The following is an 18,115-nucleotide window of genomic DNA, read 5'->3' as shown; positions in this document are numbered from 1 at the left end:
GAAAGAATATGAAGTCTGTTCAACTACCAAAATCTGATGAATATCACTTAAAACAGCGCAATAAAATAGAAACGTTATTCAGCCTATTGAAAGGACAATACAATTTAGTAACAAGTAAAGCTCGTAGTATTTCGGGCTTTTTAAGTGGGATTTATGCTTCGGTATGTGCATACCAATTAATCCATCGAAATAAGCCAATCATTCAGATTATGGAATCATTGGCTTAAACAGGATTGGGGTTATTTATTATAATATTAACGACTTAAAAATTCGGTCGATAGTCAAAATTTTGCGTGGCGGCCAAATCGCGGAAGGGGCGAATGGCTTTTTTACCGAGTGACAGGGTATTGACGATGTTATTGGGAAAAATCTGAATATTGTTATTAAACAGTTCAACATTGCGGTTAAAGATGGTAATGGCAGCACCGACATTTTCATTCTGCTCTTCAATTTCATTCATCATTTTTAGATAAATTTCATCGGCTTTCAGTTCAGGATAATTCTCCACCACGACATTTAAGCTGTGCATCACTTCCTTGTTCAGGCTTTCGATGCGCTGTAGCTGGGCAACATCGGCATTGTTTAGGTTGAGATTCAAAATATTCTGGCGCAGTTCGGTCACTTTTTCTAAAGTGCCTTTTTCAAAGTTTGAATATTGTTCTACTAAGGGTTGCAAGCCATCCAGAATTTTAATTTTCTGGCGCTCATAGGTTGCGACATCTGACCAGGCTCGAATAGAGGCATTGTGATGACGCACAATATTATTGCGAATCATGATACAGGCCACGACCACGGCAATAATCAAAAGAAAAAAAATCAACAGCCCCATGTATTAGTCCCCTAAAAATCAAAGATTTTTATTTTAAAAAGTGTGTTAAATCACGCTGTAAGCTTTCTAGATAAGGTAATTTAAAAGTACGCAAGTGTCCACGTAATGCGGAAATATCTTGAATTTTTTTTGCCCGGCTTGAGATGCTAAATAAGTCGGCAGGCCCGAGAAAACATAAGATCTGACTGTCTGGGTGGAAGATTAAATCGCCCTGACGCTGGGTAAAAAATTCATCCAGCTTCAGCACAAATGCGGGCGTGAGCTGTTTTGCCATTTGCATTTCATCGCTGCCAAAAATATTGAGTTTCTGGTTGATTTGAATATCGCTGGTATGCCAGGGAAAATTATAAGGATAATAAAACTCCTTATTGGCCGTGGTGACAGCCAGTCCCTGTGTTTCGACATCAAAAACAAATACACCCCATAAATCTTTGTGTACTTCTTTCACTTGTACTTCATTGCCGTCTTTATTGCGAACCCGAATTTCATTGACATAATGATATTGAAACACCATGACCTGATGTTGCTTACCTTCCTCATCGGTCCATTGGGTGCTGGCGTAATAGGGAAAGTCATTGGCAATGCTGCCCTGATTAAAAACCGGAAACAGACGCTTTAAGTGGGCAATAAACAAAACCGGTTGCAGGGGAACGCCAATATGTTGTGGCTGTTGCTGGAAGGCAAGATGATATTTTTTAGCAATGCTTTGCTGTTCCAGATATTCGATCACTTCATCAACGGGCTTACTTTCTTCATAGCTGATATAAGCCCAGAAAATCATAAAAAAGCCACTGATCAGACTGAGCTGAATCCATATATTGCCGGGTTTAATAAAAATTAGCAGAATAAAAAAAAGTCCCACGGCTGCCAAAAGCAGCGGCAGAACATTTTCAAACTTGAGTACGATCGGGGCATTCCATGGATGCAAGGCATCCAGAATATCCTGATGCGATTGCGCCTTGCGGGAGATATCCCAAAGCCGCGCAACATTATTAAAAACCCGTTCATTTTTTTTACGTCGAATATGAATCGAATGTCTAACAGTATCGAGCGGCATGGTCTGCTTCTTTTAACGGATCAATATTAAGGCGTGATTTTATCAATCAGCATGGCATCGCCATAACTGAAGAAACGGTATTTCGCCTCTACAGCATGATGATAGGCATTTAAAATATTATCACGATTCGACAACGCCGAAACCAGCATCAATAAAGTAGATTCAGGAAGATGGAAGTTGGTAATCAGACGATCGACCACTTTAAACTCGTAACCCGGATAAATGAAGATTTGGGTATCTCCAGTCCAGCCTTTCAATTCACCGCCATTGGCCTGTGCAGCACTTTCAGTGGCACGGGTTGCGGTAGTACCGACAGCAATGACTTTATTGCCACGGGCTTTGGTGTCGCGGATCAGCGCCATAGTCTCGTCAGACACATCACACCATTCACTGTGCATGATATGGTTTTCAATATCATTGGTACGTACCGGCAGGAATGTTCCTGCACCGACATGCAAGGTCACAAAGGTTTTTTGAATGCCTTTTTCTTGCAGTTTCTTCAACAAGACTTCGTCAAAATGCAGGCTGGCAGTCGGAGCCGCGACACTGGCCAGTTTGCTTGGGTCATTAAAGATGGTCTGATAGCGCTCAGTATCAATGGCTTCTGCTTCACGGTTGAAATAAGGCGGAATCGGCAAAGCACCATATAGATCTAAAACATTTAAAATGGGCTGAGAAAACTCAACAATAAACAAGTTTTCATGACGACCTTTTACAGTGACTTTAACTTTATCTGGGCCAATAAACAGTTCTGCACCTTCTTTAGGCGAATTGCTGGCTTTAATGTGGCAATGCGCAATGAACTTGTCCATCATGCGTTCCACTAAAACTTCAACAGCACCGCCAGTGGCACGTTTTCCTTTAAGACGCGCTTTCATGACTTTGGTGTCATTTAAAACCAGTAAATCACCCGGTTCGAGTAAGTCTAGAATATCGGTAAAGTGATGGTCATGATATTGACCTGCGGCATCGAGGTGTAATAAACGTGAAGCACTACGGGTTTCAAGAGGGTAACGGGCAATCAGCTCGTCAGGGAGATTAAAGTTAAAGTCGGAAAGTTGCATCTTCAATGTATAGAAATAAGAAAAACCTGTGCATTATAGGCTGGAAAAGTACAAAACAGATGCTATCTGATGCTTTTTAAGACAAAGTTTTTGATTTTGCTTTAAAAGTGAGCGATTGGATAAATTAGATAATTGACAATTTCAAGTTTGATAGTAATATAGCCACCACAAGCTGATTAGCTTGTTGAAACACCTTTCCCGAGGTGGTGAAATTGGTAGACGCGGCGGACTCAAAATCCGCTGTCAGAGATGACGTGTCGGTTCGAGTCCGACCCTCGGGACCAGATGAAATGAAAAGCCTTCAAGCATACTAAGACTTGAGGGCTTTTTTATTGCCTGATGAAAATAAATTGATTTGATGTATCGTGGATATGCATTATATATTTTGAACTTTATATAAAAAATTTGAAAAATCGTAGTTTGATTTAACAAAGTATTGATGAATAAAAAAGGAAAATATGTCGGCGAATTTAAATGCAGAATTAAATCTAAACCAGTTTGCATTAAAAATACTAGAAAGTGCTTATGGATTAGAATTTACATGCGTAATCATTTTTCTAATTGTTGTGGTTGCGAGTATTTACTTTATCGCTAAATCAGGGGTAATTACAGGTTTGAGGGAATTTAGTGAACATAGACGAAGAAAAAGAAATGAGCAAATTAATGAACAGGAAAATCTCTTAGTTGGTGATACTTTGTTAGAGTTTTCTGATGAGTTGCAATATCATTTAAAGGTTTCTAAGTTATCGAATTACTTAAATATAAAAAATAAAGATATAGATTTACTTAAGTACATTTTATCCTGTCGGGATAAAGACAAGGCTGTAAGATTGTATAAAATTGGGGAAGAATATTTGGAGAAAGATAAGGAAAGTAATAATTATAAGTTAAAGACAAAATACACGCTAAAAAGAATAAAGTGGTATGGGTATTGGGGAACTATTTTATATATTTTGATTAATATTTTTGGTTCAACACCATATCTTGTTGTTACGTATCTTAGATTTGCTTATAGAGAGGATGGTTTTACTGCATCTAATGATCTGAATTATCTTATGTTCTTTTTTTTCATGATCTTTTTTCTGATTTCAATGTTCGTCCTATGGTATTACTTAAGACCAGAGGCTGCTAAGAATTTCTTAGAAATGGAAAAAATTAATAATAATGCCTAAACATTATAAATATAATTTTTTAAACTATTTTAAATAAAAAACCGGCGCCTAAGCGCCGGTTTTTTTACAACACTGACATAGTCAGTGTTGTGTGAACTTAGATTGTTGCAAGAGTAGCATTGAATGTAGCGCTTGGACGCATTACAGCATTTACTTTCTCTTGATCAAGAGCGTAGTAACCACCAATATCAACGGCTTTACCTTGCACTTCTGCAAGCTCAGCAACGATCTTGTCTTCGTTTTCAGCCAATGCTTTCGCAAGAGGAGCAAACTTCGCTTTAAGCTCAGCATCTTCGTCTTGAGCAGTCAATGCTTCAGCCCAGTATTTAGCAAGGTAGAAGTGGCTGCCACGGTTGTCCAACTCGCCAGTACGACGTGAAGGTGATTGGTCATTATCGAGCAATTTACCAGTCGCTTGGTCTAAAGTTTTAGCCAACAATTTAGCGCGAGCATTGTCTTCTTTAATGCCCATTTCTTCTAGAGAAACAGCCAGAGCCAAGAACTCACCTAAAGAATCCCAACGCAAGTGGTTTTCTTCAACAAGTTGTTGTACGTGTTTAGGCGCTGAACCGCCAGCACCAGTTTCGTACATGCCGCCACCAGCCATTAAAGGCACGATAGAAAGCATTTTCGCAGAGGTACCAAGCTCCATGATTGGGAACAAGTCAGTGAGGTAGTCTCGCAAAATGTTACCAGTTACAGAAATAGTATCTAAACCACGAGCAACACGTTCAAGTGTATAGCGCATTGCGCGTACTTGAGACATGATGTGAATGTCTAAACCAGCCGTGTCGTGATCTTTCAAGTATTTTTCAACTTTTTTGATCAATTCATTTTCGTGTGGACGGTATGGGTCAAGCCAGAAGATTGCAGGCATGCCCGAGTTACGTGCACGAGTGACTGCAAGTTTCACCCAGTCACGGATCGGAGCATCTTTCACCTGACACATACGCCAGATATCACCTTGCTCAACGTTTTGCGACATCAACACTTCACCTGTTTCAAGGTCGGTGATGTTTGCAATACCTGCTTCAGAGATTTCAAAAGTCTTGTCGTGTGAACCGTATTCTTCAGCTTTTTGCGCCATCAAACCAACGTTTGGCACAGTACCCATAGTGCGTGGGTCGAAGTTACCGTTCCATTTACAGAAATTGATCATTTCTTGGTAAATACGTGCGAATGTAGATTCAGGCATTACTGCTTTAGCATCGTACTGTTTACCATCAGCACCCCACATTTTACCACCGGCACGGATCATTGCAGGCATAGAAGCATCTACGATGATGTCGTTAGGAGAATGGAAGTTGGTGATGCCTTTAGCAGAATCCACCATTGCAAGCGCAGGACGGTGTTCTTGGCAAGCATGTAGGTCAGCAATGATTTCTTCACGAACAGAAGTTGGAAGTGTTTCAATTTTTTCGTAAAGACCCGCCATACCGTTGTTGATGTTAATGCCTAGCTCATCAAACAGTTTGCCGTGTTTTTCGAATGCTTCTTTGTAGTAAATCTTCACACAGTGACCGAATACGATCGGGTGTGAAACTTTCATCATTGTTGCTTTAACGTGAAGAGAGAACAAAATTCCAGCTTCGCGACAATCTTCAAGTTCTTTTTCATAGAAGTCGCAAAGCGCTTTCTTGCTCATGAACATTGAGTCGATAATTTCGCCGTCTAGAAGTGCCAATTTAGGCTTAAGAACGATAGTTTCGCCGTTCTTGGTGATAAGCTCCATTTTCACATTGCGAGCGCGGTCTAAAGTCATAGACTTTTCACCGTGGTAGAAGTCACCTTCTTCCATGTGAGAAACGTGAGTTTGTGACCATTGTTTCCACTCGCTCATAGAGTGCGGGTGTTTTTTCGCGTAGTTTTTAACTGCAGCCGGTGCACGACGGTCAGAGTTACCTTCACGTAATACTGGGTTTACAGCAGAACCTAAACATTTGCTGTAACGTGCTTTGATTGCTTTTTCTTCCTCAGTTGCCGGGTTTTCCGGATAGTCAGGAAGAGCATAGCCTTTCGATTGAAGTTCCTTGATACAAGCTGTCAACTGGCCAACTGAAGCACTAATATTAGGAAGTTTAATGATATTAGTGTCTGGGTCTTGTGTAAGACTGCCAAGCTCTGCCAGGTTATTCGGTACTTTCTGCTCATCGCTTAGAAAGTCCGTAAATTCTGCAAGCACACGTATAGCTACAGAGATATCTTTTTTGACAATCTCTACGCCAGCAGGCTTGGTAAAGGTCTCAATGATCGGCAGCAGGGAATAGGTCGCCAGTAGTGGCGCCTCGTCGGTCAATGTGTAAATGATTTTTGACTTTCCACCAGCCATATATAGCCCCTTGCTTTAGATTGAGTTTGTCAGTACCGAGCTTTTGGCTCAGTCCTGCGAACCGGTTTGCTTAAATAAAACATTAAAAGTATCGGCGCTTATTTGCACCTCAGCCGAACAGCAATATCTTGCATATTGGTCTTTGGCTGAAAATTTGTATACATCAGTGTTGTTCACCAATCCCCCTATTCTACGTGAAAATTAGTCATTTTTCGAATCGGGGTGGGGCTTCAAGTCTCTAATGTGGCAATCACCCGTATTTAGTCATATAAGTAGAGAATCTTGCTTAATAAGTTATATAATTTATTATTATCAATAACTTATTTGTATGAATACCTGCTGCGTAAAAAAAAACCGGCGGGCAATTTTTTGCCAATTTATAAACTAATTACTTAGGACATGTTGGGTATCATGGAAATAAATTATCTAGCAGGGAAGAAGAATCAAATTTTTCTCGGATTGGTTGAACAGTTATTCGGGGGACGATAAGCATTTATTACAATTATTCATAACTCCGCTGAAAAGTGTTCTGGCAACGACCATGATCATTACTGCCATCGAAAAATGGGTTGCAGATCTGATGTAAATGAATACTATTCTGAACAGCAGTATTTGAACAGGACAGTCCTAGAGAGACAGGAAACGCGTTGAGAGGGAGACTTAAAAAAACAGCAAGGCTAAAAGATGATTTTTTAATTTTTGCGCAAGAAATATGGCAATTTGCTCTACAAGATTTCTGTAACATAGACTATGCCTGAACAATTGAATGATGAGCTGCTCAATTACGCCGTGTTTAAGCAAATGGATGATGAGCTAAACACTTAATCATCTGACTGTCCCGATCAAAACCGGAAACCATGCTATTGTAGTCAAATGTTGACTAAGGATTGCTTTAGATTTCCGCTTCGAGTCCGACCCTCGGGATATACACTCAAACAATATAAGCGATTAATAGTAGATTGGTTTTTTTATTGTTTGAACAGAATTGCGGTCTGCTTTTGATGCCAAGGTGAAAATTAGAGTAAATATTGGGTGTAAATTGTCTCTGTTTGACTTTGTTAATAAGGTGAAATGTGATAATTAATTTTTTAAAACAACAAACAATAGTGATTGGATGAATCAAATATGAAAATGCAGTTGCTTGAAATAGGCTCGGAGACTGAGCAGCTTAGCGCATGTAAAATTTCATTATTGTTAGGCGTTTTTACATCGACAAATCAGGTTGAACGTTTTTTAAAGTTTGCCCGGAAAATGCTTGGAGCTGGACAGGCTGTACTGGCTTTTCATAACGAGCCTTACATTTGGTATTCTTCTCCTCATGGTTTCAAGGCATTCTGTTCGCCATGCGAAACCTATCTAAGCTCTTATTTTGAAGGGCATAATTTTATTGATCATCAACATCATCAATATCCAAATCTGGTGCAGCATATTAGTCAATTTGGGGTGGAAGCTAATCGTTATCTGGCTTTTGATCTGCGTATCAATGACGGCACTTCAATTGGTCAGGCATTGTTTTTTGATCAGCAACAAAAACTCTTTGATGCTGAAGATATTGCAACTGTAAGTGACTTTACGAACAGCTTGATCCATATTATTGAGCTGAAAGCAGAGCATGCCGAACTCAAAGAAATGTATGAGCAGCAAGCGGCACTCAATTTCAGTAAAACCAAGTTTTTCCAAATTATTGCGCATGATTTAAGAGCCCCATTTCATGGTTTACTCGGCTTTTCGGAAGTGTTGGCACAAGAACGTGAAACACTTGATGAATCCAGTGTACAAAGTATTTCTGAATATTTGTACGATACGGCACAATCGACTTATAACCTGCTGGAAAGTCTATTAAATTGGGCGATGGCTGAGGGTGGGCGCTTTATCTATCATCCAATTAATTTTGAATTAAAACAGTCAAGCAAGATCGTTTCTAATGTATTGAATAGTCTCGCGGTAAAGAAAAATATTCAGCTTATTGACCAGATTGATGAAGGCATTAAAGTCTACGCCGATATCAATATGATCACTTCAATAATCCAAAACTTGGTTTCCAATGCTTTGAAATTTACCCCAACCGATGGCACGGGCCGCGTCATCATCCATGCAAGTGAGTCCGACGCAGGTGTGCATATTTCTGTTCGGGATACAGGTCTGGGTATGAGTCAGGCACAAATGGATCAGCTGTTCCAGCAGTCGGTTACTGCCAGTATTAAAGGTACGGCAGGGGAAAAAGGTACCGGTCTGGGGCTGGTGTTGTGTAAGCGATTTATTGATTTGAACCATGGTCAAATTTCTGTAGATTCTAGGGAAGGGGAAGGCACGACGTTTAATGTGACTTTACCGGCAGCCACCAATGCTCATCAGGCTTTAACTCAGGAACCTCCCAAAACTGAAAAAGTAAAAGTATAGAAAATAAATTTTTCTTTTCCCCTATCTGAATTCAGCTGCTATAACTAGAAAAAAATCAGGCTGAAGGTTTTAAGATGAATGCGGAACAATTGCACAACACATTGCGAGCGAGCCAATATGCAGAACAGGTATTGGGAAAACACAGTGCTTTATTAGAGCAAGATTATGCAGTTGATCAATTTCTCCTTCCTTTAACGACCACGCAAATCCAGAATTTTATTCATGACACGCTAGAGCAGATTGCAGATGAAAGCACATGGCTGCATGCCATTCGTGTGCTTCGTGCACGCTTGATGTTTCGCTGGATTTGGCAGGATGCCAATCGGTTGACCGATGTGGTGACCTTGACCCGTGAGCTTTCCGATTTTGCCGATGCCGCTATTTGTGCAGCCAAAGATTTTGCCCGTGCTCCCTTGGTGGCCAAGCATGGTGAGCCGATCGGTTACGGCGGTGCTGTGCAGGATCTCATTGTGGTGGCCATGGGTAAACTTGGGGCGCAAGAGCTTAATCTTTCAAGTGATATTGATCTTATTTTTGCCTTTGATGAACAGGGCGAAACCAATGGTCGTAAATGTATTGATGTACAGCAGTTTTGTATATTGTGGGGTCAGAAACTGATTTATCTGCTCGATCATATTACCGCAGACGGTTTTGTATTCCGTGTTGATATGCGCCTGCGTCCTTGGGGAGATGGTTCTGCTCTGGCAATCAGTCACGCCGCTTTAGAAAAATATTTAAGCCAGCATGGCCGTGAATGGGAACGCTATGCCTGGATCAAGGCGCGCATTGTCACCGGTGGCAAAGAAGGGGCAGAACTGCTGGAGATGACCCGACCATTTGTTTTTCGTAAATACGTGGATTACACCGCATTTGAAGCGATGCGCGAAATGAAAGCCATGATTGAACGTGAAGTACAACGCCGCAATATTGAAGATGATATTAAGCTGGGTGCAGGGGGAATCAGGGAAGTTGAATTTATTGTTCAGGTTTTTCAGCTGATTTATGGCGGGGCAAAATTAGAGCTGCAAGATCGCCAGTGTCTGGTGAGTCTGCATCATTTGGGGGAAGTGGGACTTCTTGAGCAAAATGCCGTGTTTGAACTGGAAGATGCCTATCTGTTCCTGCGCCGTATCGAGCATGCCATTCAAGCCTTAAATGATCAGCAAACCCAGTCTTTACCGAATGAACCTGATTTAAGAAATCGTATGATTGAAACGCTGGCTTTTGACAGTTGGGAGCAATTTTTAGAAGTACTGAATCAAAAACGCGCCAAGGTCATCTACCAGTTTGAGCATTTGATTAAGGAAAAAGAACCTGATCCGTTAATTGAGAGCTTTACCCAGTTAGAGAAACAGTTGAATGATGTGCTGGATGAAGATGCCAAAAATCTGGTGCATGAATTCTGGTATGGACATGCGCTTAAAAAATTGCCCGCCAAAGCCGTACAGCGTTTAAAGACGTTTTGGCCGCATCTGATTGAAGCCATCTTGCAGTCGGATAAACCGCAAGTGGCATTGTTGCGCTTGATGCCTTTGGTCGAATCAGTCTTGCGCCGTACCGTCTATCTGGTGATGCTGATTGAAAGCAAAGGGGCGTTACAGCGCCTGGTGAAAATGGCGACGGTAAGTCCATGGATTTGTGAAGAACTGACGCATTATCCGGTATTGCTAGATGAATTCCTGTCGATGGATTTTGAACTGCCAAAACGTCAGGATCTGGAAGATTCGCTGCGTCATCAATTGCTGCGTATTGAAATTGATCAGGTCGAAGATCAAATGCGCGTGCTGCGTTTATTCAAAAAATCCAATGTTTTGGCTGTGGCAGCCAGTGATGTACTGGCGGAAAGTCCACTGATGAAAGTCTCCGATGCATTAACCGATATTGCCGAGGTATCGGTGAATGCTGCGCTGAATCTGGCTTATCAAATTACTGCTAAAAAGCATGGCTATCCTTTAGATGCTGAAGAGCAACGTTGTTCACTGGATCATATGGCTTTCGCAGTTGCAGGTTATGGCAAACTGGGTGGCATTGAGCTGGGTTATGGCTCAGATCTGGATCTGGTCTTTATTCACTATATGAGTGAGCAAGGTGATACTGACGGGATCAAGCCGATTAGCGGTTTTGAGTTTGCCATGCGCGTTGCACAAAAATTCATATCGCTGATGACCACGCAAACCTTAGATGGGCGTGTTTATGAAATTGATACCCGCTTACGTCCATCGGGTGAGGCCGGACTGTTGGTAACAAGTTTAAAGGCCTTTGAGCAATATCAATTGAAAAATGCCTGGCTGTGGGAACACCAGGCCCTGGTGCGTGCCCGTTCAATTGCAGGCGAGCCAACTCTGCGCAATAAATTCGAAGCATTACGCTGCCATATTTTGACTCAACCGCGGGATGAGGCCAATGTTCGAGCAGAAGTACTGAAAATGCGTCAAAAAATGAAAGACCATTTGGGCTCTTCCAAAGAGCAGCAAAAAGATGGGATTTTTCACTTAAAACAGGATGCAGGTGGTATCGTTGATATCGAATTTATGGCACAGTATGCGGTATTAGCATGGAGTGGGTCGAATCCTGATCTCGCCCATTACTCCGACAACGTACGAATCCTTGAGGATGCCGCAAAAACGGATCGCTTATCCAGCGCCGATGCGACAGCATTGATTCAAGCTTATCTCCGTGAACGAGCCGAGAGCCATCGTTTAGCACTTGCGAATCAATCCATGCAAGTTTCAGCTGACGACTGGCGCGATACCCGAGAGGTCGTTTGCAAGTTATGGCAAAGATTAATTGATCCAACTGCAATGTCTGCATTGGATAAAAATGACTGTGTATAAAAATTTGGAGTGTGTGCCATGAATTTGGCTGATCGTGATGGTTTTATTTGGCAAGATGGACAAATGGTTGACTGGCGTGAGGCAAAAGTCCACGTCCTAACTCATACCTTACATTACAGTATGGGGGTCTTTGAGGGTGTCCGTGCTTATGAAACACCAAATGGTACCGCGATTTTCCGTCTCCAAGACCATACCAAACGTTTGCTGAACTCTGCAAAAATCTATCAAATGAAAGTTCCATTTGATCAGGCGGTACTTGAGCAAGCTCAAATTGATGTCGTGCGCGAAAATAAATTGGCTTCATGCTATTTGCGCCCAATTATTTTTATTGGTTCTGAAAAGCTCGGTATTGCTGCAACAAATAATACAATTCATGCCACAGTAGCGGCATGGGGCTGGGGTGCTTACCTCGGTGAAGAAGCGATGGCGAAAGGTATTCGCGTTAAAACTTCATCATTTACCCACCACCATCCAAACGTGACCATGTGTAAAGCAAAAGCTTCTGGTAACTATACTTTGTCTATTCTTGCACACCAAGAGGTGGCACATTCTGGTTATGACGAAGCCATGCTGATGGATCCACAAGGTTATGTATGCCAAGGTTCTGGCGAAAACGTATTCTTGGTAAAAGATGGTGCATTGCATACACCGGATATCGCTGGCGGTGCTTTAGACGGTATTACCCGTCAAACCATCATTACCATTGCCAAAGACTTGGGCATTGAAGTGGTTGAACGCCGTATTACCCGTGACGAATTCTATATCGGTGATGAAGCGTTCTTCACAGGTACTGCAGCTGAAGTGACGCCTATCCGTGAATATGATGACCGTATAATTGGTGAAGGCTGTCGTGGTCCAATTACAACAAAAATCCAGAAAGCATTCTTTGATGCAGTTCAGGGTAAAGATCCTAAATATGCACACTGGTTAACTTACGTAAAATAAGTCGATCGGTTAAGATGAAAAGGCGGAACGAAAGTTTCGCCTTTTTTTATTGCTTTAGGCTGTGAAAGGAAACAATACAACATGCATATTGTCTACGTCAGTGATGGTAAAGCGGGGCACCGTTCGCAAGCAGTCGGTTTGTATAAGGCAATGCAGCGCCTAAGCAATAGCGAAGTGACTTTTCAGGAAATATCCATTCAGCAATTGCCAATTTTCACGCTGTTAAAAGGCATGTTGAGTCATCAATTAGCGCTGTTTGAACAAAAGCCGGATTATATTTTTGGTGTAGGCAGTCATACGCAATTACGGGTTTTGCTGTTGGGAAAAGTATATCCTCAAGCGAAAACCGTCATTTTAATGAAACCGAATTTTCCGGTTGCCTGGTTTAATTACGCCATTATTCCTGAACATGATGGCGTACTTGAATCCAGGCATGTCATCACCACCCAAGGCGCTTTAAACCCGATTGTCAATGAACAGCGTCATCAAGCCAATCGTATCCTGATTGCTTTAGGGGGTTCTTCCAAACGTCATCAGTGGAATGAAGAAAAGGTGTTGCAGGCAATTCAGAATATTGTGCAGCATAATCCAAATGCTGACATTATTTTAACCACCTCACGCCGTACACCAAAAGAATTCTTTGCACATTTATCTGCACAGCCTTATGCAAACCAGTTACAGATTTTTCCAGTGGAAGACACGCCGCAAGGCTGGATTTTTGAAGAAATGCAGCAGGCCGAAGCCGTTTGGGTGACTGAAGATAGTGTTTCAATGATTTTTGAGGCACTAACAGCGGGATGTAAGGTTGGAGTTATTGGAATAGACAGTTTGAAATCTGATAGAATCACCACGTTATTAGATCAGCTTTTATCGGCATCGTCAGATAAACCACATCATAATCTATTGAATTTAAAACTGAATGAAGCAACCCGGGTTGCTGATATATTATTGAAAACATAGAGTTGTTTTTTCATGAAAATTTTACATATTGCGAATTTTGGCTTTAATAAACAAGGCGCGCATTTTTACTGTACAGACCGCAAAATTTCAGCGGGTTTAATTGAAAATGGTCATTTTGTTTATGATTTTAGTTTTCGCGATATGGCGCGCATGGGGACAGTCTTTAAAACCAAAAAATTCGGTGCTAGCTGGGCCAATAAAGAAATTCTAAAAATTGTGGATAATATTGAGCCTGATCTGGTTTTGGTGGGACATAGTGACTTGATGAGTCCAAATGTGCTCAAAGAAATCAAGCAGCGCTATCCACAAACAAAAATTGCCTTTTGGTACGTAGACCCTTTGTATCTAGAACAGAAACTCGGCTTTGTTCGTGAATTTTCACCCTATCTGGATGCCATTTTCTGCACCACGGGCGGTGAGTATCTGAGAAAACTAAAACAGCCGCATTTAAAAGTGGCCTATATGCCGAATGTGGGACACCGAAATGTAGAACAATTAAAACAGTTTGAATCAAACAATATTGATAAGGAATTTATTTTCTGTGGCGTGGTGTATAAAGAGCCGGAGCGTGAAAAATTCCTCAAAGATTTGGCTGATACCTTAAAGAATAACCACATTCAATATCAGTATTATGGCTGTTTCGAACAACCCGGCGTTTATGGTAAAGGCTACTATAAAGTGTTGTCTGAATCGCGTATGGGACTGAATTATTCACGTAAAAATGATGTCACGCTATATAGTTCTGACCGGATTGTGCAGCTTACAGGCAATGGCTTATTAACATTTAGTCCACGCATTCCGGGCTTTGAAAAACTCTATACGGATCAGGAAATCGTTTACTTTGATGATCAATTTGATTTAGCTGAAAAAATTAAGTTTTACGCAGAGCATCCCGCTGAGGCCAAACGTATGGCAGAAGCGGGTTGGCAAAAAACACGCAGTAGTTTTAATGCTCAACGAATTACCCAGTTTATGGTTGAAGTGACATTTGATAAGCCTTTGTCTGAAGCCTATGAATGGTCGCATGAGGTATATGCATAATGTGGTTATTGTATGTGGTGCTGGGTTTAGTCGTCTTTGCGGCAGTTTTATATCTGCTGGGAAATTATACCTTTTGGCTACCATTTCGTAGTGCCAGTCTGCCAAGAATAGTCATGCTACATCAGGTGACACCACATGCAGAAGCTTCAGGCATGAATATGCCGCCAGCCAAGTTCGAGCAACTGCTGCACTATCTGAGCAAAAAGCAATCTACCTTCTGTTTTGTTTCGGAACTGGAGCAGTTTCAAGGGCAAAAAAATATTGTGGCATTATCCTTTGATGATGGTTTTTTAGATAATTATCAATATGCCTATCCCTTGCTAAAAAAATATCATGCTAAGGCGACCATTTTCCTGGCAACTCAAATTGAAGGCATTGAAAAACTCAGCTCTGAACAGATTCGTGAAATGTCTGATTCAGGCGTGATTGAGTTTGGTGCGCATACACAGCATCATGTCAATTTACTGAAACTGTCCGATGAGCAAGCTTTTGCAGAAATGCACACCTCCAAACAGGATGTAGAAGCATTGGTGGGTCGCTGTCCAAGTTTTGCTTATCCTTTTGGCCGTTTTAATGAAAAGCATCAGCAAATGGCCAAAGAAATCGGCTTTAAAAATGCGGTATCTACTCGCAAAAAAATCGAAGCCTATACAGCTGAAAATCAATTTAATATTCCTCGTGTCAGCACACACGGGGCAATGAATGCCTTACAAATGCGTATTGCCTTAGCCAAAGGACGTTATAAATTATGAGTATTCCATGTAGTGTTTATATCGTCACTTTAAATTGCGGCGCATGGCTTGAAGACACTTTAAATAGTGTGCGTGATTTTGCTGAAGTAATTATTCTGGATTCTGGCAGTATAGATGATACTTATGCCATTGCCCAGTCATTTCCTAATGTGCGTATTTCGCACCAAGACTGGCAGGGTTATGCCGGACAAAAAAGTCTGGCTCTGGCGCAGTGTCAACATGATTGGGTGCTGAATCTGGATGGCGATGAAGTGTTGTCACCCGAGTTGAAAAACGAAATTGAACAGACCATTCAGGCCAATCAACTTGATGCCTTAATTACGCCCATTAACGATGTATTCTTGGGTGTGCCGAACAGCAAGCACACGAAAAAGCATGCCAAAGTGCGCTTTTTTCGCAAAAGCAAAGGACATTATGACCTGGAAAATAAAGTCCATGAAAATGTGATTGTAGATGGTCAGAGTGTCCGTGCTGAAGGCGATATTTACCACTATGGTGAATCTAGCATCTTCGTTAAAGTTGAAAAAAACAACCAGTATTCCAATTTGAAAGCTGCTGAAAAATTTCAAAAAGGCAAAAAGCCCAGCTTGTTAAAATTGAGTCTGGTCATGCCTGTGACCTTCTTAAAATCCTATTTTATCCGCCGTAGTTGCCTGAATGGCTGGCGCGGTTTTGTGAACAGCATGATCAATGCATTTTATGCTTTTCTAAAAGAAGCCAAGCTGTTTGAACAGTATCAAAATGCGTCCAAGAATAAACAGGACAAAACATGAAGATCGTTCAGGTTTTGGCAACCAGTGGCGGTGTCGGTGGCCTGGAGCAGCATACGTTTAACCTGGCCAACGAAATGTCATTGCAGCATGAGGTGCATATGATTGCGCATCCGTGTTATGCAGAAAAGTTTAATCAGCAGGTGCATTTTCATTCCGTAGATTTTGCCCGGAGTCGCTGGAATATCTTTTTATTGTGGCAACTGAAATCACTCATCCAGCAGATTCAGCCTGATATTGTACATGCCCAAGCTGGCAAGGCGGCTGAACTGGTTTCCCGGATTCGGCCATTTTTAGCCAATGTCAAAGTGGTGACGACTGTTCACGGTACGAAAAAGAATAAATCTGCTTATCTGGTGGGAGATGCAGTGATTGCCGTAAGTCAGGCATTAACCCAAGGGATTCCTGAGTCGAAAGCGCATGTTGTTTACAACGGCGTATATGCGCAGCCCAGCCTGACAGATGCACAAAAGCAGGTTTTGAAAGCAGAAATTGATAAGCAATTTCCTGCCTTAGATGCGGACAAAAAAAATGTGATGTGCATTGGCCGTTTAGAGCCCGTCAAAAATATTGCATTATTGATTCAATCCATGCAGGGTATTGATGCGAATCTTTGGATTGTGGGCGATGGTTCATTGCGTCCAGCACTTGAGCAACAAGTCATTGAATTGAAAATGCAAAACCAGGTGGCATTTTTAGGCTTTCGAACCGATGTACGTGATCTGGTGCAGTTGGCCGATGTAGTCGTGCTTTCCTCCGACCGGGAAGGTTTTCCACTGGTGATGGTGGAAGCTTTACAAGCAGACAAAGTCATGGCTGCAACGAAGGTGAATGGTGTGGTTGAATGGCTGCCGGAAGCCTATTTGGCTGAGATTGGCGATGTCCAGGGATTACAGCATGCCATTCAAAATGCGTTAAATGTACCTGCCCAACAGGATTTTCAGCCTTTATTTGCTAAAGCCAAAGCAGAATTAACCGTGGCTGCAATGACCGAGCAAACGCTCAAGATTTATGAGCATTTGCTGAAGGCTTAATTATTTTTTAGCAGATAGACGAATTGCATCCAGTACTACAAAGTTATTTTCGGCATTAATGGTATGGCAGCCATCATCTTCGCTATTCCAGTCTGGCAATACTACTTCTAAAAGCTGCTCTTGATAAACTGTCGGGCTAAGTTGAATAATTTCTTTCAACTCAATATTGCCGCCATAGCGTTTGAGTGAGTCCTGGCTTGGTCGAACCAGTTTGTCGTTGTAAATAAAAGGTTTTCCTGCCATGCGGAACTGTTGCTGACCTTTACATACCGGGTTTTGCGGATGTTCTTGCCAGTTTGGATTGAGAATATCCTCAGTAAAGAACAGGTCCAAACGGTCACCAAACTTTTTACAGTTTCTACGTGTCGAGGTAAACAGGTACCACATGCCTTCATGGTAAAAAGGTGTGCTATCGACTGCTTCAATACCTTCTAAAATATTGGAATGTTTTTCCCATTTTAGTGGGAACTCAGTACATTTCCAAAGTTCAATGGTTTTATTGGCACTGCTTTCAGGAATCATATACCAGTCATTTTCGACCTTAAACACGCATGGATAAGACAGGTGATAATCCAGTTTTAAAATGGTCTGGGGTTCTGTATATGACCCATCTTTAAATACTTCTAAAACTGACAGAAAACCAACGGGATGAACATCATCCACTTCTTCAAAGAAAATGAAATGACGATCATTTTCCTGTACATAGAAGCAATCTGCAAAGGTGAATTGTCTAGGCGAATGGATTTCAAATAAATCATGTAATTGCGCTTGGCTTTTTAAGGGCTGATCAAGCCAGCCAAAACGCATATACCAGTGTGAATCAAATTTTTTGGCATGCTGGTTTTGTTGAAATTTATACCATTTTTTTAACAAGATACGAGACAATGACATCACAAATTCTCAAAATAAATTAATCGCGGTGCTTGCT

At 41.5% G+C, this 18,115-nt stretch carries 14 protein-coding genes, 1 tRNA gene and 1 pseudogene; 11 read left to right on the top strand and 5 right to left on the bottom strand.

Features of this window, described 5'->3' with window-relative positions:
• A pseudogene (locus B9T29_RS08445) lies at positions 1–227 on the top strand (IS982 family transposase); the annotation flags it as partial.
• Between the two features lie 35 nt (positions 228–262).
• Here B9T29_RS08445 and B9T29_RS08440 read toward each other — a convergent pair.
• Genes B9T29_RS08440 through queA form a run of 3 tightly spaced genes read right to left on the bottom strand, consistent with a single transcriptional unit; the run spans position 263 to position 2,950 of the window.
• Entirely contained in the window at positions 263–829 is a 567-nt protein-coding gene (locus B9T29_RS08440) for a LemA family protein (RefSeq protein ID WP_086175490.1), read from the bottom strand.
• Between the two features lie 28 nt (positions 830–857).
• Positions 858–1,886: a hypothetical protein gene (locus B9T29_RS08435; RefSeq protein WP_086175489.1), complete on the bottom strand. Its 1,029-nt coding sequence runs from the start codon at positions 1,884–1,886 to the stop codon at positions 858–860.
• 26 nt (positions 1,887–1,912) lie between these two features.
• On the bottom strand, positions 1,913–2,950 hold the full coding sequence (queA, locus tag B9T29_RS08430; RefSeq protein WP_086175488.1) for a tRNA preQ1(34) S-adenosylmethionine ribosyltransferase-isomerase QueA: 1,038 nt from the start codon (positions 2,948–2,950) through the stop codon (positions 1,913–1,915).
• A gap of 197 nt (positions 2,951–3,147) precedes the next feature.
• On the opposite strand from queA, the gene B9T29_RS08425 reads away from it, so the two are divergent.
• Together B9T29_RS08425 and B9T29_RS08420 are read left to right on the top strand one after the other, a co-directional pair.
• Positions 3,148–3,234 (top strand) — tRNA-Leu (locus B9T29_RS08425).
• Positions 3,235–3,408: 174 nt separating this feature from the next.
• Positions 3,409–4,122 (top strand): hypothetical protein, encoded by a 714-nt coding sequence (locus B9T29_RS08420; protein ID WP_086175487.1) that lies wholly within the window; start codon positions 3,409–3,411, stop codon positions 4,120–4,122.
• 97 nt (positions 4,123–4,219) lie between these two features.
• On the opposite strand, the gene B9T29_RS08415 is transcribed toward B9T29_RS08420, so the two are convergent.
• Positions 4,220–6,451, bottom strand: a complete 2,232-nt coding sequence (locus tag B9T29_RS08415; RefSeq protein WP_086175486.1) for an NADP-dependent isocitrate dehydrogenase — start codon at positions 6,449–6,451, stop codon at positions 4,220–4,222.
• 1,125 nt (positions 6,452–7,576) lie between these two features.
• Here B9T29_RS08415 and B9T29_RS08410 point away from each other — a divergent pair.
• From B9T29_RS08410 to B9T29_RS08375, 8 genes are all read left to right on the top strand, one after another.
• Positions 7,577–8,851: a sensor histidine kinase gene (locus B9T29_RS08410; RefSeq protein ID WP_086175485.1), complete on the top strand. Its 1,275-nt coding sequence runs from the start codon at positions 7,577–7,579 to the stop codon at positions 8,849–8,851.
• 74 nt (positions 8,852–8,925) lie between these two features.
• Positions 8,926–11,685 carry a bifunctional [glutamate--ammonia ligase]-adenylyl-L-tyrosine phosphorylase/[glutamate--ammonia-ligase] adenylyltransferase gene (glnE, locus tag B9T29_RS08405; RefSeq protein ID WP_086175484.1) on the top strand — a complete coding sequence of 920 codons (2,760 nt, stop codon included), beginning with the start codon at positions 8,926–8,928 and terminating at the stop codon, positions 11,683–11,685.
• Positions 11,686–11,703: 18 nt separating this feature from the next.
• Positions 11,704–12,630, top strand: a complete 927-nt coding sequence (locus tag B9T29_RS08400) for a branched-chain amino acid transaminase (protein ID WP_086175483.1) — start codon at positions 11,704–11,706, stop codon at positions 12,628–12,630.
• A gap of 81 nt (positions 12,631–12,711) precedes the next feature.
• Positions 12,712–13,590: a mitochondrial fission ELM1 family protein gene (locus B9T29_RS08395; RefSeq protein ID WP_086175482.1), complete on the top strand. Its 879-nt coding sequence runs from the start codon at positions 12,712–12,714 to the stop codon at positions 13,588–13,590.
• A 12-nt stretch (positions 13,591–13,602) separates the two neighbouring features.
• A complete protein-coding gene (locus tag B9T29_RS08390) occupies positions 13,603–14,631 on the top strand; it encodes a glycosyltransferase (RefSeq protein WP_086175481.1) in 1,029 nt (342 codons plus the stop codon).
• Positions 14,628–15,383 (top strand): polysaccharide deacetylase family protein, encoded by a 756-nt coding sequence (locus B9T29_RS08385; RefSeq protein ID WP_213033302.1) that lies wholly within the window; start codon positions 14,628–14,630, stop codon positions 15,381–15,383. Before B9T29_RS08390 ends, B9T29_RS08385 begins: the two co-directional genes overlap by 4 nt.
• Positions 15,377–16,156, top strand: coding sequence for a glycosyltransferase family 2 protein (locus tag B9T29_RS08380; protein ID WP_086175479.1), 780 nt, complete (start codon positions 15,377–15,379; stop codon positions 16,154–16,156). The genes B9T29_RS08385 and B9T29_RS08380 overlap by 7 nt, the downstream gene beginning before the upstream one ends.
• Positions 16,153–17,187 carry a glycosyltransferase gene (locus B9T29_RS08375; protein WP_086175478.1) on the top strand — a complete coding sequence of 345 codons (1,035 nt, stop codon included), beginning with the start codon at positions 16,153–16,155 and terminating at the stop codon, positions 17,185–17,187. The genes B9T29_RS08380 and B9T29_RS08375 overlap by 4 nt, the downstream gene beginning before the upstream one ends.
• Here B9T29_RS08375 and B9T29_RS08370 read toward each other — a convergent pair whose 3' ends face one another.
• Positions 17,188–18,078, bottom strand: a complete 891-nt coding sequence (locus tag B9T29_RS08370) for a hypothetical protein (protein ID WP_086175477.1) — start codon at positions 18,076–18,078, stop codon at positions 17,188–17,190. It abuts the gene before it with no gap.
• Positions 18,079–18,115: the final 37 nt, after the last annotated feature.

Source organism: Acinetobacter sp. ANC 3903, assembly GCF_002135315.1.
GTDB lineage: Bacteria > Pseudomonadota > Gammaproteobacteria > Pseudomonadales > Moraxellaceae > Acinetobacter.
Note: the sequence above shows the minus strand (reverse complement) of the source record. Positions and strands in the feature narration are given on the sequence as shown.

Excerpts from the sequence above, each read along its gene's own strand:
- B9T29_RS08440 (WP_086175490.1), bottom strand. The coding sequence starts at position 829 with ATGGGGCTGTTGATTTTTTTTCTTTTGATTATTGCCGTGGTCGTGGCC.
- B9T29_RS08435 (WP_086175489.1), bottom strand. The coding sequence starts at position 1,886 with ATGCCGCTCGATACTGTTAGACATTCGATTCATATTCGACGTAAAAAA.
- queA (WP_086175488.1), bottom strand. The coding sequence starts at position 2,950 with ATGCAACTTTCCGACTTTAACTTTAATCTCCCTGACGAGCTGATTGCC.
- B9T29_RS08420 (WP_086175487.1), top strand. The coding sequence starts at position 3,409 with ATGTCGGCGAATTTAAATGCAGAATTAAATCTAAACCAGTTTGCATTA.
- B9T29_RS08415 (WP_086175486.1), bottom strand. The coding sequence starts at position 6,451 with ATGGCTGGTGGAAAGTCAAAAATCATTTACACATTGACCGACGAGGCG.
- B9T29_RS08410 (WP_086175485.1), top strand. The coding sequence starts at position 7,577 with ATGAAAATGCAGTTGCTTGAAATAGGCTCGGAGACTGAGCAGCTTAGC.
- glnE (WP_086175484.1), top strand. The coding sequence starts at position 8,926 with ATGAATGCGGAACAATTGCACAACACATTGCGAGCGAGCCAATATGCA.
- B9T29_RS08400 (WP_086175483.1), top strand. The coding sequence starts at position 11,704 with ATGAATTTGGCTGATCGTGATGGTTTTATTTGGCAAGATGGACAAATG.
- B9T29_RS08395 (WP_086175482.1), top strand. The coding sequence starts at position 12,712 with ATGCATATTGTCTACGTCAGTGATGGTAAAGCGGGGCACCGTTCGCAA.
- B9T29_RS08390 (WP_086175481.1), top strand. The coding sequence starts at position 13,603 with ATGAAAATTTTACATATTGCGAATTTTGGCTTTAATAAACAAGGCGCG.
- B9T29_RS08375 (WP_086175478.1), top strand. The coding sequence starts at position 16,153 with ATGAAGATCGTTCAGGTTTTGGCAACCAGTGGCGGTGTCGGTGGCCTG.
- B9T29_RS08370 (WP_086175477.1), bottom strand. The coding sequence starts at position 18,078 with ATGTCATTGTCTCGTATCTTGTTAAAAAAATGGTATAAATTTCAACAA.